This window comes from Arthrobacter sp. S2(2024), assembly GCF_036662515.1.
GTDB lineage: Bacteria > Actinomycetota > Actinomycetes > Actinomycetales > Micrococcaceae > Arthrobacter.
The window spans coordinates 131,806-157,182 of sequence record NZ_JAYKZI010000007.1 but is presented as its reverse complement, the minus strand read 5'-3'; the positions used below and the strand labels follow the sequence as shown (position 1 = coordinate 157,182).

Annotated in this window: 29 protein-coding genes; 10 read left to right on the top strand and 19 right to left on the bottom strand. The window is 62.7% G+C overall.

Annotated elements, in window-relative coordinates:
- Nucleotides 1–25 precede the first annotated feature (25 nt).
- Both VLA65_RS15305 and VLA65_RS15300 read right to left on the bottom strand, forming a co-directional pair.
- The gene (locus VLA65_RS15305; RefSeq protein ID WP_284989942.1) at nt 26–958 is read right to left on the bottom strand and encodes a threonine/serine dehydratase; all 933 of its coding nucleotides are present in this window, start codon (nt 956–958) and stop codon (nt 26–28) included.
- Nucleotides 959–1,031: 73 nt separating this feature from the next.
- Entirely contained in the window at nt 1,032–1,304 is a 273-nt protein-coding gene (locus VLA65_RS15300) for a hypothetical protein (RefSeq protein ID WP_253257435.1), read from the bottom strand.
- Nucleotides 1,305–1,509: 205 nt separating this feature from the next.
- On the opposite strand from VLA65_RS15300, the gene VLA65_RS15295 reads away from it, so the two are divergent.
- Nucleotides 1,510–3,855: a transglycosylase domain-containing protein gene (locus VLA65_RS15295; RefSeq protein ID WP_332602996.1), complete on the top strand. Its 2,346-nt coding sequence runs from the start codon at nt 1,510–1,512 to the stop codon at nt 3,853–3,855.
- On the opposite strand, the gene VLA65_RS15290 is transcribed toward VLA65_RS15295, so the two are convergent.
- From VLA65_RS15290 to VLA65_RS15250, 9 genes are all read right to left on the bottom strand, one after another.
- Nucleotides 3,749–6,262 carry a LuxR C-terminal-related transcriptional regulator gene (locus VLA65_RS15290; RefSeq protein ID WP_332602995.1) on the bottom strand — a complete coding sequence of 838 codons (2,514 nt, stop codon included), beginning with the start codon at nt 6,260–6,262 and terminating at the stop codon, nt 3,749–3,751. The genes VLA65_RS15295 and VLA65_RS15290 overlap by 107 nt on opposite strands.
- 225 nt (nt 6,263–6,487) lie before the next feature.
- A complete protein-coding gene (locus VLA65_RS15285; RefSeq protein ID WP_059389446.1) occupies nt 6,488–6,907 on the bottom strand; it encodes a hypothetical protein in 420 nt (139 codons plus the stop codon).
- A 116-nt stretch (nt 6,908–7,023) separates the two neighbouring features.
- On the bottom strand, nt 7,024–7,767 hold the full coding sequence (locus VLA65_RS15280) for a signal peptidase I (RefSeq protein WP_332602994.1): 744 nt from the start codon (nt 7,765–7,767) through the stop codon (nt 7,024–7,026).
- On the bottom strand, nt 7,764–8,423 hold the full coding sequence (locus VLA65_RS15275) for a hypothetical protein (protein WP_307053897.1): 660 nt from the start codon (nt 8,421–8,423) through the stop codon (nt 7,764–7,766). The genes VLA65_RS15280 and VLA65_RS15275 overlap by 4 nt, the downstream gene beginning before the upstream one ends.
- Nucleotides 8,424–8,434: 11 nt before the next feature.
- Nucleotides 8,435–9,727, bottom strand: a complete 1,293-nt coding sequence (locus VLA65_RS15270; RefSeq protein ID WP_332602993.1) for a hypothetical protein — start codon at nt 9,725–9,727, stop codon at nt 8,435–8,437.
- The gene (locus tag VLA65_RS15265; protein WP_332602992.1) at nt 9,720–10,175 is read right to left on the bottom strand and encodes a hypothetical protein; all 456 of its coding nucleotides are present in this window, start codon (nt 10,173–10,175) and stop codon (nt 9,720–9,722) included. Before VLA65_RS15265 ends, VLA65_RS15270 begins: the two co-directional genes overlap by 8 nt.
- A gap of 164 nt (nt 10,176–10,339) precedes the next feature.
- Nucleotides 10,340–10,939: a hypothetical protein gene (locus VLA65_RS15260; RefSeq protein ID WP_332602991.1), complete on the bottom strand. Its 600-nt coding sequence runs from the start codon at nt 10,937–10,939 to the stop codon at nt 10,340–10,342.
- Nucleotides 10,936–11,553 (bottom strand): hypothetical protein, encoded by a 618-nt coding sequence (locus VLA65_RS15255; protein ID WP_148667643.1) that lies wholly within the window; start codon nt 11,551–11,553, stop codon nt 10,936–10,938. The genes VLA65_RS15260 and VLA65_RS15255 overlap by 4 nt, the downstream gene beginning before the upstream one ends.
- 96 nt (nt 11,554–11,649) lie before the next feature.
- Complete coding sequence (locus VLA65_RS15250) at nt 11,650–12,267, bottom strand: hypothetical protein (RefSeq protein ID WP_332602990.1); 618 nt, start codon at nt 12,265–12,267, stop codon at nt 11,650–11,652.
- Between the two features lie 632 nt (nt 12,268–12,899).
- Here VLA65_RS15250 and VLA65_RS15245 point away from each other — a divergent pair.
- Entirely contained in the window at nt 12,900–14,609 is a 1,710-nt protein-coding gene (locus VLA65_RS15245) for an alkaline phosphatase family protein (RefSeq protein WP_332602989.1), read from the top strand.
- Nucleotides 14,610–14,782: 173 nt separating this feature from the next.
- The gene (locus VLA65_RS15240) at nt 14,783–15,124 is read left to right on the top strand and encodes a hypothetical protein (protein WP_059389438.1); all 342 of its coding nucleotides are present in this window, start codon (nt 14,783–14,785) and stop codon (nt 15,122–15,124) included.
- Nucleotides 15,125–15,271: 147 nt separating this feature from the next.
- On the opposite strand, the gene VLA65_RS15235 is transcribed toward VLA65_RS15240, so the two are convergent.
- The 3 genes from VLA65_RS15235 to VLA65_RS15225 all read right to left on the bottom strand — a co-directional run bounded on the left by VLA65_RS15235 (nt 15,272) and on the right by VLA65_RS15225 (nt 16,949).
- Complete coding sequence (locus tag VLA65_RS15235; protein ID WP_172465630.1) at nt 15,272–15,571, bottom strand: hypothetical protein; 300 nt, start codon at nt 15,569–15,571, stop codon at nt 15,272–15,274.
- 234 nt (nt 15,572–15,805) lie between these two features.
- On the bottom strand, nt 15,806–16,075 hold the full coding sequence (locus VLA65_RS15230) for a nuclear transport factor 2 family protein (RefSeq protein ID WP_332602988.1): 270 nt from the start codon (nt 16,073–16,075) through the stop codon (nt 15,806–15,808).
- 205 nt (nt 16,076–16,280) lie between these two features.
- On the bottom strand, nt 16,281–16,949 hold the full coding sequence (locus VLA65_RS15225; RefSeq protein WP_332602987.1) for an alpha/beta fold hydrolase: 669 nt from the start codon (nt 16,947–16,949) through the stop codon (nt 16,281–16,283).
- Nucleotides 16,950–17,139: 190 nt separating this feature from the next.
- Here VLA65_RS15225 and VLA65_RS15220 point away from each other — a divergent pair, with 190 nt between their 5' ends.
- The gene (locus tag VLA65_RS15220; RefSeq protein WP_307053904.1) at nt 17,140–18,642 is read left to right on the top strand and encodes a CYTH and CHAD domain-containing protein; all 1,503 of its coding nucleotides are present in this window, start codon (nt 17,140–17,142) and stop codon (nt 18,640–18,642) included.
- Nucleotides 18,643–18,696: 54 nt separating this feature from the next.
- On the opposite strand, the gene VLA65_RS15215 is transcribed toward VLA65_RS15220, so the two are convergent.
- Both VLA65_RS15215 and VLA65_RS15210 read right to left on the bottom strand, forming a co-directional pair.
- The gene (locus tag VLA65_RS15215; RefSeq protein WP_059389433.1) at nt 18,697–18,999 is read right to left on the bottom strand and encodes a DUF4193 domain-containing protein; all 303 of its coding nucleotides are present in this window, start codon (nt 18,997–18,999) and stop codon (nt 18,697–18,699) included.
- A gap of 141 nt (nt 19,000–19,140) precedes the next feature.
- Nucleotides 19,141–19,650 (bottom strand): MarR family winged helix-turn-helix transcriptional regulator, encoded by a 510-nt coding sequence (locus VLA65_RS15210; protein ID WP_059389432.1) that lies wholly within the window; start codon nt 19,648–19,650, stop codon nt 19,141–19,143.
- Between the two features lie 79 nt (nt 19,651–19,729).
- Between VLA65_RS15210 and VLA65_RS15205 the strand changes: the two genes are divergently transcribed.
- Both VLA65_RS15205 and VLA65_RS15200 read left to right on the top strand, forming a co-directional pair.
- Entirely contained in the window at nt 19,730–20,476 is a 747-nt protein-coding gene (locus VLA65_RS15205; protein WP_332602986.1) for a hypothetical protein, read from the top strand.
- A complete protein-coding gene (locus tag VLA65_RS15200) occupies nt 20,473–21,279 on the top strand; it encodes an SDR family NAD(P)-dependent oxidoreductase (protein WP_332602985.1) in 807 nt (268 codons plus the stop codon). The genes VLA65_RS15205 and VLA65_RS15200 overlap by 4 nt, the downstream gene beginning before the upstream one ends.
- 9 nt (nt 21,280–21,288) lie before the next feature.
- On the opposite strand, the gene VLA65_RS15195 is transcribed toward VLA65_RS15200, so the two are convergent.
- Entirely contained in the window at nt 21,289–21,900 is a 612-nt protein-coding gene (locus VLA65_RS15195) for a J-domain-containing protein (protein WP_284989927.1), read from the bottom strand.
- A 158-nt stretch (nt 21,901–22,058) separates the two neighbouring features.
- Here VLA65_RS15195 and VLA65_RS15190 point away from each other — a divergent pair, with 158 nt between their 5' ends.
- Nucleotides 22,059–22,310, top strand: coding sequence for a DUF2630 family protein (locus VLA65_RS15190; protein WP_059389430.1), 252 nt, complete (start codon nt 22,059–22,061; stop codon nt 22,308–22,310).
- Nucleotides 22,311–22,379: 69 nt separating this feature from the next.
- Here the strand turns inward: VLA65_RS15190 and VLA65_RS15185 are convergent, their stop codons facing one another.
- Nucleotides 22,380–23,159 carry an SDR family NAD(P)-dependent oxidoreductase gene (locus VLA65_RS15185; RefSeq protein WP_306961905.1) on the bottom strand — a complete coding sequence of 260 codons (780 nt, stop codon included), beginning with the start codon at nt 23,157–23,159 and terminating at the stop codon, nt 22,380–22,382.
- Between the two features lie 82 nt (nt 23,160–23,241).
- Here VLA65_RS15185 and VLA65_RS15180 point away from each other — a divergent pair, with 82 nt between their 5' ends.
- Together VLA65_RS15180 and VLA65_RS15175 are read left to right on the top strand one after the other, a co-directional pair.
- Nucleotides 23,242–23,874, top strand: a complete 633-nt coding sequence (locus VLA65_RS15180; protein ID WP_307053911.1) for a TetR family transcriptional regulator — start codon at nt 23,242–23,244, stop codon at nt 23,872–23,874.
- 19 nt (nt 23,875–23,893) lie between these two features.
- Nucleotides 23,894–24,364, top strand: a complete 471-nt coding sequence (locus VLA65_RS15175) for an NUDIX domain-containing protein (protein ID WP_059389425.1) — start codon at nt 23,894–23,896, stop codon at nt 24,362–24,364.
- Here VLA65_RS15175 and VLA65_RS15170 read toward each other — a convergent pair.
- Entirely contained in the window at nt 24,361–24,792 is a 432-nt protein-coding gene (locus VLA65_RS15170; protein WP_059389424.1) for a YybH family protein, read from the bottom strand. The genes VLA65_RS15175 and VLA65_RS15170 overlap by 4 nt on opposite strands.
- Nucleotides 24,793–25,006: 214 nt before the next feature.
- On the opposite strand from VLA65_RS15170, the gene VLA65_RS15165 reads away from it, so the two are divergent.
- On the top strand, nt 25,007–25,366 hold the full coding sequence (locus tag VLA65_RS15165; protein ID WP_059389423.1) for a VOC family protein: 360 nt from the start codon (nt 25,007–25,009) through the stop codon (nt 25,364–25,366).
- Nucleotides 25,367–25,377: the final 11 nt, after the last annotated feature.

The window sequence follows — 25,377 nt, the reverse complement described above, 5'->3', positions numbered from 1 at the left end:
CGCGGCAGGGCCAAGGCAGCCTGCTTCAGACCGTCGCGGGGTCGGTGTTGGCACCGCACAGGATCACGGCCACCCGTTCCCCTGCTGCCGGAACATACGCTCCGGAGTTCACGGCCGCGAAAGCGGCGGCTGCGCCATGTTCCACGACAATCCGGTACTGCTCCCAGAGCAGTGAGCGCGCCGCGGCGATGTCGTCGTCGGACACCAGGACCGTCCGGACGCCTGTGCGGACGGCCACCTCGAAACCGATCCTGCCGATCTGCCGGGCACCCAGGGAATCCGCGGCGATCCCGGAGACGGCCACATCAACAGGTTCCCCTGCAGCGAGGGCCGAATAGAGGGTGGGAGCGTTGTCCGGCTCGACTCCGACAACCCTGGCGTGACCTTCGACGGCGGCCGCGATTCCTGCCATGAGCCCGCCGCCTCCAACGGCCACTACAACGGTGTCCACCTCTCCCAGCTGTTCCAGCAGCTCCGAGCCGACAGTGCCGGCGCCGGCGGCGATTTCTGCTTGGTCGTAGGCATGGCAGTAGACGGCGCCGGTTTCCGCGGCGTAGTCCAGGGCGGCCTCAAACGCTTCGGCGTATTCGCTGCCGCGCTGGACCACCGAGGCTCCGCTGGCCTTGAGCTTCTTGACCTTCACGGCAGGTGCGGTTTCGGGGACAAAAACGGTTGCGGGCACTCCGAGTTGCGCCGCGGCGTAGGCATTCGCAAGCCCTGCGTTGCCTCCCGAGGCGACGACGATTCCAACATTGTCCTTCAGCTCGCCGCGCTCCCGGGCGGCAAGCACGCGGTTGAAGGCACCCCTCGCCTTGAACGTCCCGGTGTGCTGCATGAACTCGCATTTGAACCACAATTGCCCTGGCACCGTCCCGGCATCCGCCTCGAAAACGGGCGTGCGGCGGACCCTCCCCGCAATCCGGGCGGCAGCTTCATCGACGTCGACGCGTGTGATCATGGTAGGTCCTCGTTCCGTGCAGTCAGATCCTGGGCAGGCGCTAGCCTCAGGCTATCGCTTACCGGGCCCACGCTTAGAGGGACTCGACGTCGGCCGTTCCGAGCTGTTGCCGGCGGGCCTGGCGGTTCCGCAGCCAACGGCGGGCAAGGTCCACTGCGGCCCAGATTCCGGCGAGGGGAGACAGCACGACCACGCCGTAGATGAAGATCATCCACGTCAGGATGGCCAAGGGCTGCTGCGCTCCGCTCAACCAGGAGAGGCCGCCGAGCAAGCCGATTGTCCAGAACAAAACCACTCCCACGAGCACTGCTCCCGCCGGAAAATACTCGCTCCTCACAACAGCCATCAGCGTCTCCACCGGCTGCCACCTGCCTTCCATCACCGCGCCCGAATAACTTCAGTATGCATCCGGAAAAACGCCGGACACGGCCAGCGCGCGGGCGAAGTGACGAACATAACCAAGGGGGGCGTGTCGCCACGGATTCGGGAGCCTATGTGACGGGTGGAATGGCGGCGTAATCTGAAAAGACGCACGGTTGATAGCTGGAAAAATGGCTCGGAAAAACAACCCGAAAAATGGTTTGGCCAGGGTCCTGCGAAGGATCTTCGGATTCTTCCTGGTGAGTGCTGTTTGTGGCGTCTTGGCCGCCGGGCTAGTAGTCCCCGGCGTGGCGTCGGCCGGGATGGCTGTCAGTGGTTCGATCCAGTACTTCGACAACCTCCCGGGTGATCTGGTGGTCAATTCGCCGTCGCAGTCCACCAAAGTGCTCAGCGCAGACGGAAAGACGATCGCCACCTTTTATGCGGAGAACCGTGTCCGGGTCAGCCTGGACCAGATGTCGCCGTACATCAAGGAAGCGATTGTAGCCGTCGAGGACAACCGCTTCTACGAGCACGGCGGCATCGATCCCCAGGGGATCCTCAGGGCATTGGCCTCGAATTTCACCAAGGGCACCAACGAGGGTGCGTCGACCCTGACCCAGCAGTACGTGACCAACGTACTCAACGAGTCCCGTTTGGCGGCAGGCCAGACCGGGCAAGTGGTGCTGAGCGGCCAGAAAACCCTGGGTGACAAGGTGCGGGAGATGAAACTCGCCGTCGAACTCGAGAAGAAGTTCACGAAGGACCAGATCCTGGAGGGCTACCTCAATATCGTGTTCTTCAACCGGGACGCGTACGGCATCGAAGCCGCGGCGGAGCATTTCTTCAGCGTTTCCGCGAAGGACCTGAGCCTTCCGCAGGCGGCCCTGCTCGCCGGCCTGGTCAACAGCCCCAGCTACTACGACCCGTCCGTCCATCCGGACAACTCCATCAAACGGCGCAACCTGGTGCTGGCCGATATGCTCGCCCAGCACAAGATCCAGCAGGCAGCCTACGCGGCCGCGGTGGCCACTCCCCTCAAGCTCAACATCACGCCGGGGAAGCAGGGCTGCGCGGCTGCGGACATGGCAGTGTACTTCTGCGACTATATCTCCCACCTGATCCTCAACGACCCTGCATACGGTGCCACCGTGGCTGACCGGGAAGAGCTCCTGTATCGCGGCGGCCTGACGATCAGCACCACCTTGGACAGCCGCTTGCAGGCGGTGGCCCAGCAGCAGGTCGATGCCACGGCAGGAGCGAACCCGGACAAATGGGGCGCCTCCCTGGTCTCGGTGCAGCCCGGCACGGGAAAGATCCTGGCCATGGCACAGAACACGGTGTTCCTGGCCGAGCCCGGCAAATTCGATACCCAACTCAACTTCAACGTTGATTCCGTTGACGCCAACGGCAATGACCTCAACGGAGCCGGGGGCTTCCAGCCAGGTTCCGCAATGAAGCCATTCACTTTCACGGAGTGGCTCAACGAGGGCAAGTCCTTGACCACGGTGGTGGACGCGTCGCGGAGGGTCTATCCGCTCGGATTCCCTTGGAGGGACAGCTGCGGGAAGGTACTCGGCGGCTACAGCACGGCCCAGAAAATCGCGGGCCTTGGCACGGCTGACGATCTCCGCAACAACGACGAGGGCTACTACCGCCCGATGCCCGTCAACTACGGGCTCTACAACTCCATCAACACCGCAACTTTTGCCGAGGCGAGCCAACTGGACTTCTGCGGCATCCAGAAAGTGGTGGATGCGGTGGGTCTCCACAGTGGCGTGGACACTGCACCCGTGAACATGCACCAATTGGGCAATCTCCTCGGCGGCACCGAGGTGTCCCCACTCGTGATGGCCGATGCCTTTGCCACTTTCGCCAATGACGGCACGTACTGCGGGCCGATCGCGATTGTGGGCATCACGGATCCATCCGGCGGGAAGCTGCCGGCCCAAGCCAGTTCATGCCGCCCGGCCATCAAGCCCGACGTTGCCCGCGGCGTCAACTCGGTTCTCCAAGACGTCCTGAAACGGGGATCCGGTATCTACATTCAACCGAAAGTCCAGGCCTTGTTCCCTACCGCGGCAAAAACGGGAACGAACAACAGCAATGGCTCTACTTGGGTGGTCGGATACACCACCGGGCTCGCGACGGCGTCCTTCTTCGGCGACACGATGGCAGGACAGAGCCGGGCCGGACAGAACGTCACCATCAACGGCAAGTTCTACACCGCCATCGACGGTTACATGCTGGCAGGGCCGCAATGGGCCAACTACATGACGCAGGTCGCCGGGCTGTATCCGGCAACAGCCTTCCCGGTGCCACCTGCGTCCATGGTCGGGACGCCCACGCCGAGTCCTTCACCCCGAGTTTCAGAATTCCTGTCCAGTAGCACGGATCGTCACTTCGGAGACGTCGACGCCGGGTGGCTGGTCACTCACGAATCGAGCCTTGCACGTAGCGGTACAAGGCTTGACGGGTGGTCATGCCTGTCTTCTTCAGCGCCCTCGAGATGTGGTTCTCGACCGTGCGCAGGCTAATCGCGAGCCGGGCAGAAATCTCGATGTTTGTTTGACTGCCGGCAAGTATTGCGACTTCGGTCTCCCGGACCGACAAGGTCGGCGACAGTTCATGACCAATATTGAGGCTGAGGTGTTCGCCTGCCATCGGAAACCTGCCGTCGAAATGCCGTTCTGCCTGCTGCATAGCAGCAGCCGCCGTCCTGACCCGTTCCAAAAGACGACGCTTGGATGCGCCTTTGAGCAGCAACCGGACAGCGTGCAGATCAGCATCCGGCCGGTATTTGTCCAAGAGGACCTTGAGCAGCCCGTGGTCATCGTCTACCACTGCTTCGGCTATGGCCAAAAACTGGTTGTGGGATGTGACCTTCGAGTTCCGAAAGACGTGTTCCGCCCTCTCAAGGACCTCACGGCTCGGAAGCAGGCACATGATGAAAACCGAAGTGTAGGCGGCTTCCGTGAGGAAGCCGCGATCCAATTGGGCGTCGATGAGGGTAATGGCACTCGCGTCAAACGACTGCGGATCGTCGTACCGCTGGGCAAAGAGGTCAAAAACGCCCTTGCCAGTCCCCGGAAGAGGGCCGATATCGGCTACATGCGTCCTGGCTTGGGCACCCACCGAGGCGGGCTCTTTCTCTTCGTCCATCAAAGCCCGGAGTCCCACAAGTCGAAGCATGGCGTCATGCAGGGCACTTGCGAGGAATCCTGGGCGGCCGAGCGCGAACACGCTGCTCATCATCAGATCGGCATGCTGGCCGAACCCCGATTGTGTAAGCGCCAGCGCGGCCACGTAGCTGTTCGCGACGAAGCCGAACCGGTCAAGGCCGCGGCGGGCCTCGATGCGTCTGTTCAGGGAGAACACCAAAGCCTCGTCTAAGCGCCCCGCGACAAGCAGGGCCAGTCCCCGGACGAATGGCTCGATGCCCGACGCCAAACCGAAATCATCAGTTGACTCCAGTGCCTTGAGTGCTGCCAGTCCATCGAAGCGGTAGACCTCCAATATGGCCCGCACCACGGTCAGGACCCCACTCTGCGGATGCGCGTTTCCGTAGCTGTCCAGGATCTCGCCCAGGTTTGCCGGCATTCGGTCATACGAGGCGGCGAGGAACAGGCCGAAACCCTCGGCCTCGGCCTCCTGCTGGGGACTGAGTGCAGCAAGTTCGGAGAGCATACCTTGAGCTGCTGCTACGTCATCACCGCGAGTGATTGCCCAGAGCGCCCGCGTCATAGTGAAGAAAAGGGAGTCCTCCGCTTTGCCGTTGACCATGACGGTGTGGGCAAAGACGTGTTCGATCCGCTCCGGGTCTATGGGTCCGCCCCAGTAGAACTTGAGGAACGCGGCCGAGTTGGCCATGCTTGGGTCCGCCTCCCACTGTTCGTAATGGGCTTCCTCCCGCACGCGCAGCTGTTCTTGGAAGTGACGGGCAGCCAGCGTGCCCCCCGCTCCTGATTCTTCCCTCAGCTGCCCGACGGCGGCAGCAACGGAGGGCGTCATGAATCGCCCATTCCCGGGGGCGGGCGCGAGCGCCTCGGCAACGTTTTCGATCCGTTTGACCAGTACCCGACGAGAGTACAAAACGTGATTATCACGAAAGTAATCAACCAGGAGGGGCGGATTTGAGGCCACGCAGAGCTCTCCGTCGATGTTTTCGGACACAGCGACCAGACCACGCCCTTCGAGCCTGTCGAGCATTGTTGTGGCAACGATCGAATGTAAGGAAGCCACCGACCGGGTGCCTAGCATCGACAATGCGTCCAGCGCGAGAAGCTCGTCGGGTTCGAGGCCTTGGAGGAGTGCTTCGGCCGTTCCGCGGAGATCCTCGTTCCAAAGGGTATGGCCGGTCATTCGCCACTCTCCCTCGCAGAGCGTTAGCAGCTTGTTGAGGACGCCGCTTTGGGCGATCCTTACCACCAACCTGGGGTTGCCCGCGGACTTCATCAGGATGTGGGCGGTGACATCGACGTCCGCGGGGGCAGAAAGTGTTTCGGCGATAAGCTGATTGACTTGGTCGTAGCGGAGTGATGGGAGCCGGACTTGTGCTTCCGGCCATCGTTCCGGGACGAGCACGGAGGTCCTCGGATAAATGGGCGAATCGTCCATCGACATGATCAGCGGCCTCTGGGACCGTCTTTGCGCGATGTCCAGGACAGCGAGGGACTCATTATCAAGCAGGTCGATATCGTCGACCACAATGATCCTTGATCCGCGTTGCGAAAGTTGTTCGGCGAGAACGTCAGCCATGCCCAAAGGGCCCGTATGGCGCCCTCGCATATCCAGGCCAAGGGAAGCGATTCCGGCGAGCGGCGTCTGTTGGAGAAGGCGGGCTCCAAACAGGCTGTAAACCTCGGCGCCGGTCTTTTCCAGCTCCGTGATGATTTCGCGGATTGCAGTCGACCGCCCGCTTCCAGCGCGACCAACAATTCGCACGCTAACCCCACGTTTAGCAAAGCCTAGTGCCCGGCGTATTTCTTCCTGGAACACTGAAGACTCCTAACTCTCCGCCCACTACCATTTGAACCCGCGGCAAGTACTTCACCACGGATATCGAGACGAGTCCGGCCCGAACATTCAAACACGCTAAGGAGGCGCGGACTGAAGATTGCGGCGCTTCCATGCGGAATCAGGCAACCAGGACAAAATTATGACGATCACTCAAAGATCACTGGAGGCTGTCTGCTCCGGGCCTTGCAGCCAACTACCGCGATGGGAACCGCGCATGTTGACCACGGCCTCGCATGTGTCCCAGGCCCATCCGCAATCCGTTGCGAATCGTATTTCCATGGCGCTGACGATCTCGCCGCCATGGAGAACATCGGATTGGCGGACGATATAGCCAAAGTCCAAGCTCACGCTTTCGCCAGATCCGAGATATGGAATGGTCATTCGCTCAGGGCCGGGCTGGGAATCGAACGCCAACTGTTCAACGTTGGCGTTGGTCAATGAACGCGAAATAAGCTCCACTGCTGCGACAGGCCCCTGTGAAGCGTTATGGATCAATGCAGTGAAGGATACGGTTTCGCCAGCCCGGGCAGAGTACTTGTCAGCGAAATGCAGCAAGGAAAGGGCTGGCAAACCAGAAGCCGTGGGGGACCTGTGGCGTCCGCTCCGTCCCGAAAGACGGGAGCGGACAAGCCAGTCATGAACATGACTCATTCGGGCCCCGGGGAGTAGCTGATCCTGCAATTTAATCAGCACTTCCGCCTGCGTGCTCTGGCAGCAGAACCTTGTGCCAATCGCGCCGGGTCCAGAATGAACAGGGCCAGCAACGCAAGCCCGGCCGCACCGGCGATGAAGATGCCGTATGAGGACTGCAGGACGGCTGCCAGATAACCAAGCCCAACGATGTGCCAGATGTATTTTCCGGCAGTAGTCACCTTGTAGGGCTCGGGGTCGTTCTGGGTGTTTGCATCCCCCTTGAGCGTGTACTCGTAGACGTCTGGTGTTGGTTGAACGGACTTGACTAGCCGGTGCGTAACCAAACCCAAGCCGCGTGGACGCTCCACCGTGACAATGCTGCCGTCCTCGATTTCGCCGGCAGGTACTTGTTGCGACAAGACGACCGACCCCACCGGTATTGTCGGTTCCATTGATCCCGAAACCACAACAAGGGGCCGAATTCCGAAGAGAAGCGAGACAGCGAACACAAGAATACAAGCGGCACCCAGGAGCGCACCGAGCGACAAGAGGATCGAGCGGAAAGCACCGTAAGCCCGGAACGCAGGATGCTGGCGCACTTGCTCCGACGTCTCCTCAGGGACCTCCTCCTGCCGGAATTCTCCCTTTGCCGGCTCACCCCCTGCCTCGCTCCGCAGTTCATCAATCCCGCCGTGCTGTTCCTCAAGGTCCGCCGGGCTGCCCATCCGGGCGCCTACCTGGTCCTCTTGGCTTCCCTTCAACCGGTGCGTTTCCGGATTTCCACTACGAGTGTTCACGGGGCAACTGAAACCGCGTCGAAGTGCACGGCGAGCGCCGTCTGTCCACCGTTGTACTTCTCCACGTCCGGGCCGTCTACATAGGTGATAGTGAGTTTCAATTTCTTCGAAGAACCGTCCGCGGCAGGAGTGTAAGCATCTCCCTGGTTCAACACCGCACCCCAGCGAGGTTCAAGGACACCCAGCGATCCCTTTGCTTGGTCCCACCTGACATTGGTGAACAGCACCTTGCCCGTTTCGTCCGCTGCGGTAAACGTCAGGAACGGAAGAATATTCGGTACCCCTGCAGCAACCGTCCCATCGCCGTTTCGAAGGATGATTTTGAAACTCGTATCCGCCTTGAAGACAGAAGTGTTGTTGAACACCGGGATCATGGTGACGACCGACCTGCCAGGTATCAGGTCAGCCGCTCCCGCGACGGCCCAATCAAATCCGGCTTCCGTATCGGCTTGTTCCACGGTTCCGTTGTCCCGCACAACGCCAATATCAAAGCGCGGAGTCTCGATGAGGGCCTCGCCGACGATGTTTAGATTGGCAAAGTCGTATGCCGCAGCGCTCGTGGCCGTAACGGTCGCCGCGACAAGTGCGCCTGCCGTGACTGCGAGCCGGAGTTTCCCGCTCCGTTGCCCCACCCCTTGCCATACCGGTCGTTTCATAGTCAGCTTCCTCATTTCGTCACCATTCCGAGATCCCACGAGACCTTGCGGTTGGCGATTTGAGTTCCGATGGGGAGCCCAATCGCTCCTTGGGGGTTGTATCCCCTGCCCCAGAAGGAACCATCAGATTTTTGCCAGAGGTAGAACCCTTGGCCCGATCCGTACTGCACAACGCCAGTATCGATTCGGGTCGGGTTTTGCGGGAATTGACCGTAATCGTCGCTGGCGCCATAGCCCCAGAGCTCTCCGTCGCCGTTGAGCAATGCAACACCGGTGAACCCGAACTGCATGGATTTAATCTGGGACAGCGAGGGAACCACAGTGGGCACCGTCGGTGTGGTGGTTGGACCTCGCCCGGTACGGCTAGCGTCAGTTCCCCAGCTCAGTACCTGTCCGTTGGAGAGCAGGGCACCACCCATGTTGATGCCGCCGTCGACCGCAACAATATATGGAGCGCCAGGCGCCACGTTTCGCTTGAACCAAGGCGCAAGCGGACTTACGAGCCTGGGCGTCGCACCTGTGTCGAGTAGGCCCGAGGGCAGGCTGTTTCCGCCTATGCCTCCCCAATAGTAGACGTCGCCGCGCTCCAGAATGAGGAAGAAGTTGGTGTAGGCGCCTTTGAGGTAAATAGGCCGGTTACCGGCGACCGAGGGGTCCGGCAGTCCGGCAAGCTGGCTTGCACCGGGGGCAGCGTTTCCGCCGTAGCCAAGGGGATACCCCCAATGCCAGATGGTGCCATCACTTCGGATTCCGGCACCGGCATATTCAGTGGAGGAGATCGCGATGATTTTGTCCAGGATTGCCCCGGAACCATTCCACGCCGTGTTTATCCGGACTTGCTTCGCGTTGCCATTGGGCTTCGGCGCGTCTGTGCCGTCACGGAAGTTGTAAGAGCCCCATCCCCAGACCGTGCCGTCCTTGTCCAGTGCGTTGGCGTTGTATATCTGGCCGGTCGCTTGCCGAACAATTCCGTCGGGAATGCCGGCGACCTTCTGCGGCGGCTTCTGCCACCCGGAGGTGGGAATATCGCCGTTGATCTCGTAGAACGTAAGGCCCCACACGTAGACGTTTCCGTCGTTTCCGACTCCCATCCCTGTATCTACCATGCGGGAGTTCTTGGAGACGCCGACGGCAAACGGAGGCCCGGCATTCGCTGGGATAGCCTCCGAACGGGCGTGCGTCTTATCCTTGTACGCGGCACTTGTGGCTACGGGAATTTGAGCAGCACCGACAAACGTGGCGAGCCCAAAAAGGCCCGTCGCCGCGAGGCATTGCCGACGAGAAATGTTTGAAGGCTTACTCATGAGCGGGCTTCTTTCGACGTACGAGGATGAGGCCAAAGCCGACGGCCAGCAGGAGCGCGGCCGCGACACCGACTGGAATCAAGTTCCTGAGGCCTGTATGCGCAAGATCGGATCCAGACGCGGGTTTTTCTGGCGTGACATTGGGTCGATCAATGCTTGTGACGAAGTGGAATTTCAGGTTCCCGCCAGCGCCTTGGTAGGAATTGTCAGCGTCGCGTGGGAGCGTCACAGTCCCCACCAAGTTGTATGAGGCGCCGGCTTGAAGTTCGGGCAGTCTGATCGTGCGCCCGAGCACTTCTCCAACACGGATCCGCTCGACGACCGCAGTGCCATCTGGAGTATTCATCGTCAGTTCCATCGGCGCGGCTCCGGAGAAGAGGACATCGGAACGTCCCGAAATCTCCAATGCAAGCGGCACCGGTGAGTCGACTAGATTCTTGACGGACATGTCCCATTTCTGAGATTCCCCAGGAGCCGGAGCGTCAATAACTAGCGACGTCGGTGCCGTATCGATGAGATCCGAGGCCACAGCCGAGGCGCCGGCAGACTGCACAAGTCCAAGGAAGACCGCGGCAATCACCGCGATCAGCGCGCGGATGCTACGGGGCGCGATCATTTGCTTTCTCCGTTGGTCAGTACGCCAAGTTGGGTGGATTTTCCGCTCGCCTGTGCCCCACTGTTGGGCGCCAGGACCGCTGATACGCGGACAGCACGCTGTTCACCCGGAGCGACGTCCTGGAACGTGAGGCCAGCCTGATTGACCTGCTGTGCGGTGGCGTTTGCGATCGCGGGCGTTGCTGCGCCGTCGAGGTAGACCGTGAAAAGCAGCGTGCCGAACAGATCACCGCTTTGTGGGTCTGGATCGTATAGGGAAACCGTCAAATTGCCGTTCACCCCTGGTTTTCGGTTCGTTACCGATACATCGAACTCAACAGGTTTGCTTTCAGAGAAGACCGTTCCCGCTGACAGCGGCAGGACAACGGCCGTCTCCGGCGTATCAGCATCGCGAAGCACTCCCGTGCTGTCCCGTACCGCAATGTCGAAGCGATTCGGATTGCCGAGGCCTGAACCAGCGATGCCCGTCCCCAGGTTCACGCGGGCGAAGTCCGTAAAGGCGGCCGCAGTGGTGCCGGCGCCGAGAACCAGCACGCCTGCCGCGAGCCCAAGGGTCAGCCGCTTCCATCCGTCACGCTTCACCGTCCTCCTAGTCATGGGTTCACCGCCTCAAAGTTGAACTGGATATCTGTTGCGGCCATCTGCCATCGGTTGTCCACCGTGTCGGGAAGTTCGACCCGAACATCGAGAAGCTTGTATTCGCCGGCACGCAATGGATCAGGCCAGGTGATTGCCGTCAGCTGCCCTGCAGGGACGTGGTCAAGGAGAACCTTGCCACCATCCGAAACTGTGAAAACCAGCTGGTCGAAGAGTTCCAGGTAGGTGCCGGTCTGCGGATTTTTCTCAGCGCCGCGTGGAAGCGGGTCGAGGATGCGCAGGCCAATGAGGCTGGACAGGCGAGGGCTGTTGTTCTTCGCCGCGATCCTCAAATCCAGGACACTGCCTGGGGCCATGGTGTACCCGCTGTTATCTCCGGTCAGGATGATGCGCAGTCCTCGCGGGTTGGCTTGGTCCCAATCTGCGGGGGTCGGCAGCCATGAGGGATCAGCTTTCCCTGCGGCCACAATGTCAAAAGTATTGCGGGATCCGTCCAGTGCGACGTCAACGTCAGCGCTGTCGGTAAATGAGGCGGCGGTGATCAGCGTACCCGCCGCAACCAGGGATCCGGTTGCGAGTAACAGCCGCAACCGCCCGCGGCGTTGAGTCCTCATACTGTGTCCTTCATGGGTCCGAGCGCTCCGTTCATTGAGGCCCCGTAGGCCAAGTGCAGGTGGGGACCCGAAGGCCCCCACCTGTTGTCTTTCCGACTACTTGACGGAGGAGGCGTCGAAGTGGGCCTGGACGTAGGAGACCTGGCCCTGCAGTGCGTTGTTGGCAGCTGCACTACCCTGGTCGGGGAGGTTGATGCTGACGCCGAGGACGCCTTCCTTCCCGGCGGTGTAGGTGCCCAGGTCGAGGGCGGTCACGTCGGCCTGCTTGACGTTGGTAGCGATTGCCTTGCCGTCCAAGGTGACGCTGTAGCGGAGGGCGCTAACCAATGCGGGGCTGGAGGTGTAGCCCGCGCGGTCCTGCAACCCGAAGGTGATGGCTGCGCCGAGGGCGGGGCTCTCATTGCGGAAGGGGATCGACACGGACACGGTGTCGCCCGGGGTGATCAGGTCCGCGCCGGGAACCTTGACGTTCACACCTGCGGCAGTGTTTGCTTCCTGCCATGTGCCCGGAACAGGCAGGCCGGCGGTGTCCGTTCCAACCACCTGGATGTTGAAGCGGTTGTTGCCGCCAACGCCGGAATCAGCGGTTCCGTTGCCAATGTTCAGGTTGGCGAAGTCGGTGAACGCAGCAGCCGTCAGCAGCGCGGTGACGCCCAGCAGCGAACCGCCGGTTAGCAGGGCACGCTTACGACCGGAGCGAAGTTTGGTAGTCAAGAGGAGTTCCTTTCACGAGGTTGTCGGCGGGTTCGCCGACAGTGCGAGTGACTGCATCGGCAAGGGACAGGTACATTCCCTTGAACACCGGCGCGCGGTGTGCAACCAACAAGAAACTAAGGTCGCAATTGGGCCACTGAGTGGTGTTTCCCCGCAATTGAGTGGCAAAAAGGGGCAAATTAGGTGGTGCCGAGAGGGATCATTGAGTGTCGACGGTCTCAAACTCCGTTGAAAACTCCTCCGAAGAGCGGAGCCGGTTCAGCGCCGAAGTTCTCGCCTTCGCGCTGGCAGAATTGCTCTCTGCGGACGAAGCCAGGCCCACTGATGCACGGCGATCGCCACGGTAACGGGGTCCAGAGGTACTTTGCCGCCCACTGGCTGGGTGGCCGCCGCTAACGACGTCTTTCTCGGGGCCGTACCGATGACAGAAGCCGGCGTACCCCCGTCCGCACCCCCGGGGTACGCAGATTTCCTGTGAGTTTCGGAAGAGTTCGGCTACCCGCAATTGAACCTGTCATGAACGTTTCCACAGTGAGGCCCAATCGGCGGGACGGATCCCTTCCCCGCAACAAGAATCATCCGGGGACGCATTCTCGATCGATAAGAACGCAATAGCGAAGGGTCTTATTTTGATGAAGACAGCCAAGAAAAACGGGCTTGCCACAGCAGCGGTCCTGGGCGCCATACTGATGGCCGGATCCGCGGTGGCGCCGGCGATGGCCGACGACGCTTCACGCGGCGGCCAGGATGTCCAGGGCCAGCAAGGATCCGACAGCAAGGGCCAGGGCGGCCAGGGCGAAACATCGAAGCACGTCCTGCTGCTTTCGGTGGACGGCCTCCACCAGAAGGACCTGGATTTGTACGTGCAGAACCACCCGACGTCGGCACTGGCGTCGCTGGTCAACCACGGCACAAGCTACACGCACGCCCAGACACCCGTGCCTTCGGACTCCTTCCCCGGTATGGTGGGCCAGCTGACCGGCGGAAATCCCGGGACCACCGGCGTCTACTATGACGACACGTTCAACAGGGCGCTCCTGCCGGCCGGCACGACGGACTGCAAGAACACGGCGCCCGGCGCCGAAGTGGCCTTCACCGAAGCCGCGGACAGGAACCAGAACGCCCTCGACGCCGGCCAAGGCCTGGCCGGGCTTCCGGCCAGCATCCTTAACATGACGGGGCAGCCCGGCGCACTCCTCGACCCGGCCACCCTCCCGGTTGACCCGGCGACGTGCAAGCCGGTCTATCCGCACCAGTACTTGAAGGTGAACACGGTCTTCGAGGTGGCGAAGAGCGCCGGCCTCACCACGGCGTGGTCGGACAAGCACCCGGCCTACGAGATCCTGAACGGCCCTTCAGGCAAGGGCCTGGATGACCTGTTCACCCCTGAGATCAACAGCATCGCCCCCGCTCCCTTCAATGGCGACTGGACCAAGGACAACGCCGCAACCCAGCAGTACGACGGCTACAAGGTCCAGGCCGTGCTGAACGAAATCGACGGCAAGGACCACTCCGGCACCAAGACGGCCGCAGTACCTGGAATCTTCGGGATGAACTTCCAGGCCGTGTCGACGGCCCAGAAGCTCCCGACGTCGGACGGCCTCACCGGCGGTTACCTCCAGGGCGGCACCGTTCCCGGGCCGCTCTTGAGCAAAGCCCTTGACTTCGTCAACGCTTCTGTCGGTAAATTCGAGTCCGCGCTTGCCGCCTCCGGCCACGCAAAGGACACCACGGTGATCCTTTCTGCCAAGCACGGGCAGTCGCCGATGGACGCTTCGACGCTGACGAGGGTGCCTGACAGCGCAATCATCGACGGCCTGAACGCAACGTGGAAGTCGGCCCACCCCGGCTCCGCAGACCTCGTGGCGTTCTCCACCGACGACGACATCATGCAGCTCTGGCTTTCGGACCACTCGCAGGCCGCAGCGCAGTTCGCCAAGGACTACCTGGCAGCGCACCCTGCCGCCGGTAACGACATCAACGGCGCCGCCAAGACCGTGACAACCTCAGGCTTGAGCAAGGTCTATGCGGGCAGCGAAGTTGCAAACTACTTCGGCACCCAAACCAGCGATGCACGCTACCCGGACATCCTCGGCATCGCGCAGACCGGGGTGGTTTACACCGGCGGCAGGGCCAAGATCGCCGAACACGGCGGAGCCAGTGCGGACGACCGCGATGTGCCGCTCGTGGTCTCTGGCGCCAACGACGAACACGCCCGGACCGTGACCACCGCGGTCGAGACGACACAGATTGCGCCGACCATCCTGAAGACGCTTGGCTTGGACCCGAACAAGCTGCAGGCAGTGCAGATCGAGGGGACCAAAACCCTCCCCCAGCGCTGATCCAGCGCGCTCAAATCATTGGAGGGGTTCCACGGCCGGAAGGCCGAGGGGCCCCTCCCTTGTACTCATCCGACCCTGGGCTCGACGAAATGGACCGGTCCGCTGGCTAAGCCTGCATTGGGCGCGACGCCCCGTCTGCTTACAATCAAACGTCAGCAACTACTGAGGGAACCATGAAGAAAATCACCACAACCCTGCTCGCGGCCGGGCTCCTCCTCTCCGCTTCAGCCTGCTCGGCATCGCAGCAGCTGAGCACCGCGGACACCTGCAGCAGGGTCAAGACCGTCATCTCGAACCCCACGAACACCACGGACAAAACGGGAACCATCCGGGTAGCCAACCAGCTCCGCCCGATCGAAGCCGTGTCCTCGGATGAGCTGAAGCCCACCCTGAAGACGCTTGTGGACTACCTGGACGAGTCCTCGAAGGACAACCCGGATACCGCGAAGCTCAATGCCATGAAGAACGATTACCAGAACGCGGGGACCAATTACAGCAAGTATTGCGGGGGCTAAAGACAGTTTGCATTACCTCCCCGAGGACTGGCCATGGCCGCCCAGTCCTCGGGCGGCCTCGCCCTTCCGCTCTGCGCGGCACGGAGACTCCGTTCAGGGCAGCCACCAGTAACAGCTGCAGCTCCGGAACCCGCAGCCCAGCGCACGTTAAAGCGCGGTGTGCTTCCCGAACGGATGGTGGCCCGTGGCTGGCTGTCCGTGGCTCCCCAGCCATTCGGACAGGGCCTCGCGCAGGATCTCGCTGGGCGTGAGGCTGAGCGTTTGCGAAGCCGACTCCAAGGCACGGTCCAGTTCCTCAGGGATCTGGAAATCCAGGGGCGAGGGATGGTTGCTTTCCCGGGCTTCGGCAGGCAAACCCTCACCGCGCAACAACTTGCCGACGGCTGGCTTCATGTCGTTTTCGGTCCACGCCGAAAGTCGCTCGAAATGAGTCACATCTCGTGTCATGATTTTCCCTCCCAACAATCAAGCATCCTCCGTTGGAAGGCCGCAGTCACCCTCTACGAGTAATTACTCTCTAACTATCGCGAGGTTGCGTCGAACGCAGCGAGGGCGTTGGGTCATGTCCCGCTTCTGCGCCCTGCTATTCGCTGGATGATCGTCACGATTTTAGGCGGACCAGGCTGCCTGACGACGCCAAGTTGGAGCATTGCGGTGAGGTCATCGCGAGTGGCCCAATGCTCAGCCAGCTTGCCGTCCTCGATCCTGAACCAGTGCGACTGACGCGCGGACATGCGTCATGGTCATGTCGGGAAACTGGGCAAGTAGCCACTGTACGGTCGCGCGCATCGCTTGGGGTCCGACGACGGCGCCCGGCTCGGTAGTCCCGAAAGGAGCCTGGGCGTGCTCGACGTATGAATCGGCCATGATTTGCTCACAAACGTCCAGTTGTCTCTGGTTCCAGATTTCCTGGAAGTGGCGCCGTACCAGTTCCTTGTTGGCTTCACTCATAGGAAGGCCTCCTCTGGATAGATGGTCCCAGCGGAGGTCGACCGGGCCCGTTCGAAGACCCAGGAGTCGCGGAACGGACCCGGCGCTCACGCTAAAGGGTGAGACCGCGACGGACATCGATCAGCCAGGGCTGGTGCCGTCAGAGTGATCTTAGGGCTTGCGTCGATTCCGGTCTAGGGAATCGGACGCCCGGAGTGATAAAAGCTCAGCGGTGCAAGAGGTAGTCGGCCACCCCAACCGGATTCGACAGCCCAAGGAGATGCCCGCCGGGCAGCACATCCGGCTCGAGCCCGAGGCGATCCCGCGCGACCCTCTGCTGGAACTCGAGCGGGAAGAACCGGTCCCCCGCGCCGCTGAGCACCCTGATGGGCACGGCCGGCCACTCCACGAAGTCGCAGCTCGACGCGAAGACTGCGTTTGCCTCGGGCCGCTGGTGCGGTTCTCCCTCGGCCGCGACCTCCGGTGAAACGTCATGGAGGAAGTACTCGTTCACATCGAACTCCTTGCCGTAACCGCCGGCCGCGGCGGCACGCTTGCGTGCGTCTTCCCAGCCGGTGTAGTCCCACCATGTTCCAGGGGTCTCACCCGGGTTGGGAATCATTGCGTTCACTAAGACGATCTCTGCGACGCCGGTCCGGGCACCCACCATGGGCGCGGTGAAACCGCCAAGCGATTGCGCAACGAGCACGACGTCGGGCCGGCCACCGATTGCCGCCTCAACCAAGCGCGCGTACTCAGGCAAACCCGCATTTTCGACGTCTCCCGGCAGATCAACCGCAACAGCATCGTGGCCTGCTTCTTGCAAGAGGGGGACGACGCGGCTCCAATACCAGGCTGAGCCGCCTGCTCCGGGTACCAGCACGAACGCGCTCACGAGGCGTCCCCGAAGAAATCATGGACGAACGGACCAAGGCTCGGCGTCGAAGTCATGCCCCACATTCTTCCCCAGATCGACGCGCCCGCAAGGGACCCGATGAGATCCCTTCGCCCGGTCTTTCCCTGCAGAAGGCCTGGTGGGAGGATGCCTATAGGCGCGGGCAACTACGAGAAGGACGGGAAACGGAATGTCGACCCAGGAATCCGTGGAAACAGAACGCAAGTACGACGCTGACCTGGAAACGCCTCTTCCCGCGTTCGAGGACATTGCCGGCGTCGAACAGGTCGCAGACCCTGCAGATCATCAGCTCGAAGCCGTCTACTTCGACACCGAAGGCCTCATCCTTGCCAAGCACCGCATCACCTTGCGGCGCCGCACCGGCGGCACCGATTCAGGCTGGCACCTGAAACTGCCGGCAGAGAGGGACAATCGCGTGGAGATCCATGCGCCGCTGGGTCAGCCCGAGATCGTCCCCGAGGAACTCGCGGAGAGGCTCCTTGTGTTCACCCGCGGCGATGAGCTCAGGCCTGTGGCCCGGATCCACACCCGCCGCACTCTTCACCGGCTACACGGAAGCGAGGACGTCACCCTGGCCGATTTCGTGGATGACCACGTGACCGCCGAGACCTTGCACCCAACTCAATTGGAGAGGCAATGGCGGGAATGGGAAATCGAGCTGGTGCACGGCGATGAAGCCCTGTTTGAGAGCGCGGACCGCGTCTTGTCCGGGGCCGGCGCAACCCCATCGGGGCACGCGTCCAAGCTGGCCCGCGCATTCGGAACGTCCTGGCCAGCTGCGGTACCGGCGCCGCCCAAAGCCCGTCCGAAGGGCTCTGCCGGGGATGCAATAGTTGCCTACATCGCCGCGCAGATAGCTGAAATCACCCAACTGGACTCCGGAGTCCGGCAAGGCGCCGACGACGCCGTTCACGGCATGCGCTCGGCTACGCGGAGGCTCCGCTCAACTTTGTCCGCCTACGGCAAGCTCTTCGACGCCGACGCCGCGGATCAGCTCAAGACCGAACTGAAATGGCTGGGCAAGGTCCTGGGCAAGGCCCGGGATGCCGAGGTCCTGCGCGACCGGATCGGGGAACTGATGAATGAGCAACCCGACGGCCTAGTGCCCGCTTCAGCTGCCAGCAGGATCAATGACGAACTTGAGACAGCCTTCAACTCCGGGTATCGCAACATGCTCCGCTCTCTAGGAACGAAACGCTATTTCCGGCTCCTGGAGTCACTTGAGGAATTCCGCGACGAGCCTCCCACGAAGCCTCGCGCCGGGAAGAAGGCCCGTCCCGTCACGGCCAAGCTGGCCGGTAGGGCGATCAAGCGGCTGCGCCGGTCCCAGAAGGCAGCCGCAGGGCAAACCGGCGTCGAAGGCGACAGGGCATTGCATCAGGTCCGCAAAGACGCGAAACGGCTGCGCCATGCGGCCGAAGCACTGGCGGACGTCCACAAGAAACCCGCCGTGAAGCTGGCACGGAATGCCCAGAAGATCCAGAAGGTCCTGGGAGAGCACCAGGACAGCGTTGTCAGCCGCTCAATACTGCTCCGGCTCGCAAGCGATACCGACGGATCGGTGGAGGACAACTCACCATTCGCTCCCTTGCTCGCTGCCGAAGAGCAGCGAGCAGCGGACTCCGGGGCCCGCTATGAAAAGCTCGCCAAGAAGCGCCTGAATTCCCTGTGATGAACGCAACTGCGGGAAAGGCGGCTAAGCGGCACGGGGCTGGACCTCAGAGGCTCAGCCTTCGCACTCCACGCAGTACGCGTGGCCGTTCTTTTCACGGGCAATCTGGGAGCGGTGACGGACGAGGAAACACGAGTAGCAGGTGAACTCGTCTTCCTTCTGGGGAACGACTGCAATGATGAGTTCCTCGGCTACGAATTCGCCGCCTGGTACCTCATTGCCTTCAAAAGCATCGGCCTCGTCCAGCTCCCGAACAACGCTGCGGGCGTCCGGAGCATTGGCAGACTGCAGGGCCTGGAGTGACGTGCTTTGGGATTCCGCGACGTCGGAGCGGAGTTCGTCGTAATCGGTTGCCACCTGGGGTTATCTCTTCTCTTGTATATTTGCTGGCGAATGTGCAACATACACCATGCAGCTGCTATTCCCCACATAGTGGCAAAAATCGTGGCCCGATCGTCATGAGAGCTCCCGACGGCGGCACGGGACCCGGGCGCCCGATCAGGCCTTGCGTACGCCGTCAGATCCGGCATCGCTTCCGGCCTGGCGACCGACATCGCGGTGGAGGTCCTTGTCCAGCCCGTGGCCGCTGGCGAGTTGGGCGAGAAGCACGTCAAGCTGGCCAATCTGCTCCGTTGTCAGGGGGGCCAGAAGCTCCGCTTCATGCTGTTCCGCGATACCTCGCAGTTCACGCAACACGCGTTTGCCGGCGTCCGTGAGGTGCAGTTCATAGTTCCGCCGGTCCGTACTGCTGCGGATCCTCTCAACAAGGCCGCGCTCCTGCAGCGAGTCGATGAGTGAAACCACCCGGCTGGGGACGGCGCCGAGCCTGTCCGCGAGGGAGCGCTGGCTCAACCCGGGGGCGCGTCCGAGCAGGCGGATGACGCCGGCGTCGCTTGGCGTGAGGCCGATCTCCCGTGTGCGGTCGGCAAAGCGCGACGACGCGACCGCGCCTAACTGCGACAAGAGAAAAGCGGTCCGGTTCGGCCGGCCCGGTGTGGCTAAGTCCATGGATTCAGAATACAGGCTTGACAGAATAATTCTAGAGGTGAACTATTTCAGTAGTGATGCAATTAGGAAAGGTTCAGCCATGAGTAGTCGTTCGATTCCCGACGAGGGCGGCCGTCCAGCCAGGTCAGGCGGCCCGCACCCCGGCATTCTCGCCCTGGTCAGCTTGGGCATCTTCCTCGCCAGCCTCATCACGTCCGCAATCCTGACAGGCGGCCAAACGTTCGTCTCGCCCTTTGCTTCAACCGGACAGGTGGCCGCTTTCTTCCAGCAAAACGTCGCCGCGGTGCGGGTCGGCGGCATGCTCCAATTCGGTTCTGCCGTGCCCTTGGGGATCTACGCGGCCACCGTCTACGCCCGGCAGCTCCGGCTCGGCGTACGCGTTCCCGGACCGGCCATCAGCTTCTTTGGCGGAGTCAGCGCGGCCATCTTCCTCATGGTGTCGGGCTCCCTGACCTGGTTGCTGAGCCGGCCGGAAATCACCACGGATGGGACGCTCACCCACGCACTCGCGTTCCTCGCATTCGTAACCGGCGGGGTCGGCTTCGTCGTCGGAACCGGCCTCCTCATGGCGGGAATCGCCGTCCCGGCCCTGATCCTTGGCTTCATGCCCCGTTGGTTGGCTTGGACCGGCCTGGTCGTCGCCGCACTGTCAGAGTTGAGCTTCCTGTCGATGGCGATCGATCCTCTTCAGTTCCTTCTGCCGCTCGGACGCTTCGGCGGGCTGCTCTGGCTGGTTGCCGCAGGCTTCCTGCTCCCCCGCAACCGGGCGGCCGCGAACCAAGAGCCCCGGCCGCATACGCCGCGGACAAGCCGGACAGCGCCATGACGACGGCGGATTCCACCCGGTCGATGTCAGGCAAGGTCGCGCTTGTGACCGGAGCGAGCCGGGGAATCGGTGCGGAGATCGCGGCTGCGCTGGCCGGTGCCGGTGCCGACGTCGTCCTTGCCTCCCGTGACAGTGTTCGACTGTCTCGGCAGCTCGCCGCCATTAGCTCGGGTGGCGGGAGAGCGGTAGCGATGTCCGTGGATGTGGGCGATGAGGACTCGGTGAAAGCCCTGCTGGCCCAGATCCTGGACCGCTTCGGCCGGCTCGACGTCGCCGTCAATAATGCCGCAGGCGGCGGGCGGACGCCGGCGCCCCTGGCCGAATGGGCGAGCGCGGAGTTCGACAGCGCCATCTCAGTCAACTTGCGCGGAGTGTTCCTCTGCCTGAAATACGAAATCGAGCTCATGCTGGCGAGCGGGAACGGCGGAGCGATCGTCAACATGTCCTCCACGGCCGGCGAACAAGGAGTCGCCGGCATGAGCGGCTACGTGGCGAGCAAGTTCGGCGTCGGCGGCCTGACCCGGGTGGCCGCGCTCGACTACGCTTCGCACGGGATCCGGGTCAACGCGATCGCTCCCGGCCCTATCCTCACCGAGCGGCTGGCCGGGGCCGGCCAATCCGCCCAGGATCGGGTGGCCGCCGCCGTGCCGCTCGGGCGGATCGGCTCCACGGCCGAGGTTGCCGCTGCCGCCGTCTGGCTCTGCTCGGAGCAGTCCTCGTTCGTCACCGGAACCGTGCTCGCAGTCGACGGCGGCCGGCTGGCCGGAACGCCTGCGTTCAACACCAAACCTCCTGCCGCATAAGGTCCCGGCCTAACCGGATCCGCTCCAAATGCGGCGCCACCACGGCCGCGTGTCCACAAGCTCCTGGTTCACGGCTTCCTGGGCCGCGGTTGCCTCGGCAGCCGCAGCACGGCGCTCGCGCCAGCGTTCCAGCTCGACGCCGATATCGCGGGTTTTCGTGATCACTGGAGGACCGCCCTGGAGCTGGCGCCGCGCGTCAATGACCCGGGCGTTGAAGTCCTCCACCAGATCGCGCACCTGCTTTTCCGAATACAGGGCGTCAAGCTTCGCATCCAATTCGGCATCCTCGGTGCGGAGCAGAATGGCTTTTGGGCCGAGGCCGCTGAGATGTTCGCGCTGGATGAGGCCTTTGACCCACCAATCGGGATCGTAGCGCTCCCCCAGCCCTGGGATCGGCTTGCCTGCGTACTTCAGATTGTCGAACTTCCCTTGCGCCATGGCGTCGCGGATCAGGTATTCCACCCGAGCGGCGTCGTCCACCTTCTTGCGCTTCCGCCGCTCTTCGTCGTCGGCGGCCTCGAGTTCCGCTTCTTCCCCGGCCGTCATACCGGTGGCGCGGACATTCCGCAGCTCCATGGCTCGCTCCAGCCGGCGCTTGAACGCACCGTTTTCGCCGTTCACGGCTAATCACCGCCTTCGCTTGCGGAAATCCTGGATCTGCGTCCAAGTATCCCGCAAATGGGACATTGGCGGGATGGCACTTGCAAACACCGCCTCTGTTCACGCCTAGCGCAGCTCACTAACCTGACTGGTAACGGCTAGTTCAGGAAGAGGTAACCATGGACGAACAGGGCATTCTGCACCACATCCAGTCACTTGTGGAGGAGGAGCGGGAACTCCGGGAGAAGGCAGAGGCGGCCCCGCCGGGTCCTGCGCATGCCCCCGACCGGGCAAGGCTCGAGCGCATCGAACAGGACCTGGATCAGAGCTGGGACCTGCTGCGCCAGCGGCGGGCCAAGAGGCAATACGGCGAGAACCCGAACGAGGCCAAGCCACGGCCCCCAAAGCAGGTGGAGGGCTACACGGGCTGAAGCCGCAGGAAACGAAGGACGACGACGGCGGGACGCTCCCGCCGTCGTCGTCCTGCTTGAAGATGCGCTCTACAGCGCCGACCAGCCGCCGTCGGACGCGAGGATGGCGCCGTTGACGTTGGTGCCGTCGTCGCTGAGCAGGAAGGTGATGGATGCCGCCAACTGGGCGGCCGTCGCCGGCGTGGGGACGGTGGCCTGCATGAGCGGACCGAGGCGTTCGGCGGCCAATTGGGAGCCCCACGTTGCCTCGATGTTGGTGATGGTTGGCCCGGGGGCAACGGCGTTGAAGCGAAGCCCCTTCGGCCCGTACATCACGGCCGAGTTCTTGGTCAGTCCGACGACGGCGTGCTTCGAGGCCGTGTAGCTCGCGCCGGCGGCGGAGCCGCGCAGCCCGGCCTCGGAGGCGACGTTGACCACGGAGCCGGTGCCGGCCTCCAACATCAAGGGCACCACGGCGCGGGTCAGGCGCATGAGGGCTGTGACGTTGATCCGGAAAACGCGCTCCCACATGGCGTCGTCCACTTCGTGGATCGGGGTGAAGTTATCCATGATCCCGGCGATGTTGGCGAGGGCATCCACACGGCCGCCGGCAGCGACGACGACGGCGGCAACGGTCTCCTCGGTTGAGATGTCGCCGGCCACGGGCAGCAGGTCCAGGCCGCTGTTTTCCTCCACCAAGGCGTCAAGGCGCTCCTTGCTGATGTCGGCGGCGATGACCCTGCCGCCTTCCTTCGCGATGCGCAGGGCCGTAGCTTGGCCGATGCCCGAGCCAGCTCCGGTGACGATGACTGTCTTCCCGGCAAAACGGCCATTGATGGCGGCTTCCTGCCATGGAGTTTCGTTGCCCATGTTGTTCCTCCTGAAGGTGCTGGTGGCGTTCCATCCACTTTATGACACTCCGTGTCATTATGTAAGAGTGGATACTGGAGAGATGCCCTCAGACCATACAAAGCCCGTCATCGGGCGCTCCACCGGACGCCCGGCGACGATTGATCCCGACGCCGTGGCCGGCGTCGCGCTCCGGCTTTTTGCCGAGAACGGCTACGAGCGGACGTCAATGGAGGACATCGCGCGCGAGGCGGGAATCGGGCGGAAGAGCCTGTACCGCTACTTCCCCAGCAAGGCTGACCTCGTCTGGGGCGGCATGGAACCGGTAGTGGAAGCTTCGGGCCGTGTGCTGGAGGCCGCCCGCACAGCGGAGCCGTCCGACGGCGGAGCGTCCGACGGCGGTATCCTCGCAGGACTGCGGGCGGCCGCCATCGCCGGGATTTCGGCGATCCCCGACCTTTCCGTAACGCGAGGGCGCCTGCGCCTGATCGCAGAGCACCCGGAGCTGGCGAGCAGGAGCTACGATGCCCTGGCTCCACAACGGGACGGGGCACGGCTTTACCTCGTTGCGCAGGGCGTCCGCGAAAGCGCGGCACGCTATCTGTGCGCCGCCTATCTCGGGGCGACGTTCGAGGCCTGGATGCAATGGGCCGCCGGCACGGATCCGGATCCGGGGCCTTACCTGGCGGAGGCCGTTGGCGTACTGCGGGTTCCGGCTTCCCGGCCCGGCGGATAACCTGTGCCTGGGAGGGCAAATGACAGTTCGAAGCGCGGGCATTCTGTTGTTCCGCCGGAGCTCCACTACGGAATTGGAAGTATGGATAGCCCACATGGGCGGACCCTTCTGGGCCCACAAGGATGCACGCGCCTGGTCAATTCCCAAAGGCGAATACCTCGAGGATGAGGACCCCCTGATGGCCGCGAAGCGCGAATTCGCCGAGGAGATAGGCACACCCCCGCCGGCCGTCGAGTATCACCAGCTAGGCATCTTCCGGCAACCGTCGGGCAAACTCGTGGCGGCTTTCACGGCGGAGTCGGATTTTGAACCGGAGAACATCGTGAGCAACACGTTCGAGCTTGAGTGGCCGCGCGGATCAGGTGTCATCCGGAGCTATCCGGAGATTGACGACGCCATGTGGGCCACGGAAGCCGTCGCCCGCACCAAATTGGTGAGCGGGCAGGTGCCGATCCTCGACGCGTTGATCCGGCACCTTGGGCCACACTAGCTCTGGACGAGCGACTCGATTGGCCGCGGGGAAAGAATGGGATCCGCGTGCCGGTGGACGACCTTCCACTCACCGTCTTCCCGGCGGAAAATCGTCGTCACCCGAAGGGGAATCGGGGACACCTCATCAGATCCGCCAACTTTGGCCCGCGCCCATTCAATTTCGACGATGTACGCAAGCTCCGTCCCGGCATCGCCGGAGATTCGCTCGAACCTGATCGGCTCGCCCTCCCTGAGCCCGGAAGACGCCCGATCCATGGTCGCCTCGACTGCACTCGGGCCCCGCGCAGGCGGGCCGAGAGGATTAGCGAGCGTGACGTCGTCGCGCTTCGAGAACAGTTTCTTCTGGTGTTCCGGGTCTCCCTTGATGAATGCATCGAGCGCTCGGTGGTACTTCTCCACCATCAGGTCGAGATCGGATTCCGGCATTGCTTCCTCCAGCCACGCTCTTGCCCTGGCGCGGCGCCAAGGCCCCGTATTCGGCCATGGTGGCACCACTCACCGGGGATGTCCATACAACGAATATCCCGCAACAAGACCGGTCAGGAATGGAGAAGCGCCGCTCCCGGGCCGCGCCTAGAATGGCGGTCATGGACAACACCGTCCAGGCCAGCTTCGTCCCCTAATGACTTCAGGAGTGATCATGAGCGACTCTTCCAACGAGGGAATCAAGACCGTGCTGCATCCCGTTTCCGACCTCGCCGCCGCGAAGGCGGTGTACACCGCTTTGCTCGGGACGCCGCCGCAGGCCGACGGACCGTATTACGTCGGCTTCGACGTCGCGGGCCAGCACATCGGGCTCGTCCCTGGAGGCGGACCGCAAGCCATGACCTCGCCCGTCGCCTACTGGCACGTTTCGGACATCGAGGCAAAGCTGGCAGAGGTGACTGCCGCCGGCGCTACGCTGAAGGAAGCAGCCCGCGACGTCGGGGGCGGCCGTTTGGTGGCCACCGTCACCGACCCGGACGGCAATGTCCTCGGGCTACTTCAGGATCCTCACTAGCCAAGCAATAG

Bases quoted from the DNA above. Each gene is read 5' to 3' on its own strand.
- VLA65_RS15305 (WP_284989942.1), bottom strand. From the start codon at position 958: ATGATCACACGCGTCGACGTCGATGAAGCTGCCGCCCGGATTGCGGGG.
- VLA65_RS15300 (WP_253257435.1), bottom strand. From the start codon at position 1,304: ATGGCTGTTGTGAGGAGCGAGTATTTTCCGGCGGGAGCAGTGCTCGTG.
- VLA65_RS15295 (WP_332602996.1), top strand. From the start codon at position 1,510: ATGGCTCGGAAAAACAACCCGAAAAATGGTTTGGCCAGGGTCCTGCGA.
- VLA65_RS15275 (WP_307053897.1), bottom strand. From the start codon at position 8,423: ATGAAACGACCGGTATGGCAAGGGGTGGGGCAACGGAGCGGGAAACTC.
- VLA65_RS15270 (WP_332602993.1), bottom strand. From the start codon at position 9,727: ATGAGTAAGCCTTCAAACATTTCTCGTCGGCAATGCCTCGCGGCGACG.
- VLA65_RS15265 (WP_332602992.1), bottom strand. From the start codon at position 10,175: ATGTCCGTCAAGAATCTAGTCGACTCACCGGTGCCGCTTGCATTGGAG.
- VLA65_RS15260 (WP_332602991.1), bottom strand. From the start codon at position 10,939: ATGACTAGGAGGACGGTGAAGCGTGACGGATGGAAGCGGCTGACCCTT.
- VLA65_RS15255 (WP_148667643.1), bottom strand. From the start codon at position 11,553: ATGAGGACTCAACGCCGCGGGCGGTTGCGGCTGTTACTCGCAACCGGA.
- VLA65_RS15245 (WP_332602989.1), top strand. From the start codon at position 12,900: ATGAAGACAGCCAAGAAAAACGGGCTTGCCACAGCAGCGGTCCTGGGC.
- VLA65_RS15240 (WP_059389438.1), top strand. From the start codon at position 14,783: ATGAAGAAAATCACCACAACCCTGCTCGCGGCCGGGCTCCTCCTCTCC.
- VLA65_RS15235 (WP_172465630.1), bottom strand. From the start codon at position 15,571: ATGACACGAGATGTGACTCATTTCGAGCGACTTTCGGCGTGGACCGAA.
- VLA65_RS15230 (WP_332602988.1), bottom strand. From the start codon at position 16,075: ATGAGTGAAGCCAACAAGGAACTGGTACGGCGCCACTTCCAGGAAATC.
- VLA65_RS15220 (WP_307053904.1), top strand. From the start codon at position 17,140: ATGTCGACCCAGGAATCCGTGGAAACAGAACGCAAGTACGACGCTGAC.
- VLA65_RS15210 (WP_059389432.1), bottom strand. From the start codon at position 19,650: ATGGACTTAGCCACACCGGGCCGGCCGAACCGGACCGCTTTTCTCTTG.
- VLA65_RS15205 (WP_332602986.1), top strand. From the start codon at position 19,730: ATGAGTAGTCGTTCGATTCCCGACGAGGGCGGCCGTCCAGCCAGGTCA.
- VLA65_RS15200 (WP_332602985.1), top strand. From the start codon at position 20,473: ATGACGACGGCGGATTCCACCCGGTCGATGTCAGGCAAGGTCGCGCTT.
- VLA65_RS15190 (WP_059389430.1), top strand. From the start codon at position 22,059: ATGGACGAACAGGGCATTCTGCACCACATCCAGTCACTTGTGGAGGAG.
- VLA65_RS15185 (WP_306961905.1), bottom strand. From the start codon at position 23,159: ATGGGCAACGAAACTCCATGGCAGGAAGCCGCCATCAATGGCCGTTTT.
- VLA65_RS15180 (WP_307053911.1), top strand. From the start codon at position 23,242: ATGCCCTCAGACCATACAAAGCCCGTCATCGGGCGCTCCACCGGACGC.
- VLA65_RS15175 (WP_059389425.1), top strand. From the start codon at position 23,894: ATGACAGTTCGAAGCGCGGGCATTCTGTTGTTCCGCCGGAGCTCCACT.
- VLA65_RS15170 (WP_059389424.1), bottom strand. From the start codon at position 24,792: ATGCCGGAATCCGATCTCGACCTGATGGTGGAGAAGTACCACCGAGCG.
- VLA65_RS15165 (WP_059389423.1), top strand. From the start codon at position 25,007: ATGAGCGACTCTTCCAACGAGGGAATCAAGACCGTGCTGCATCCCGTT.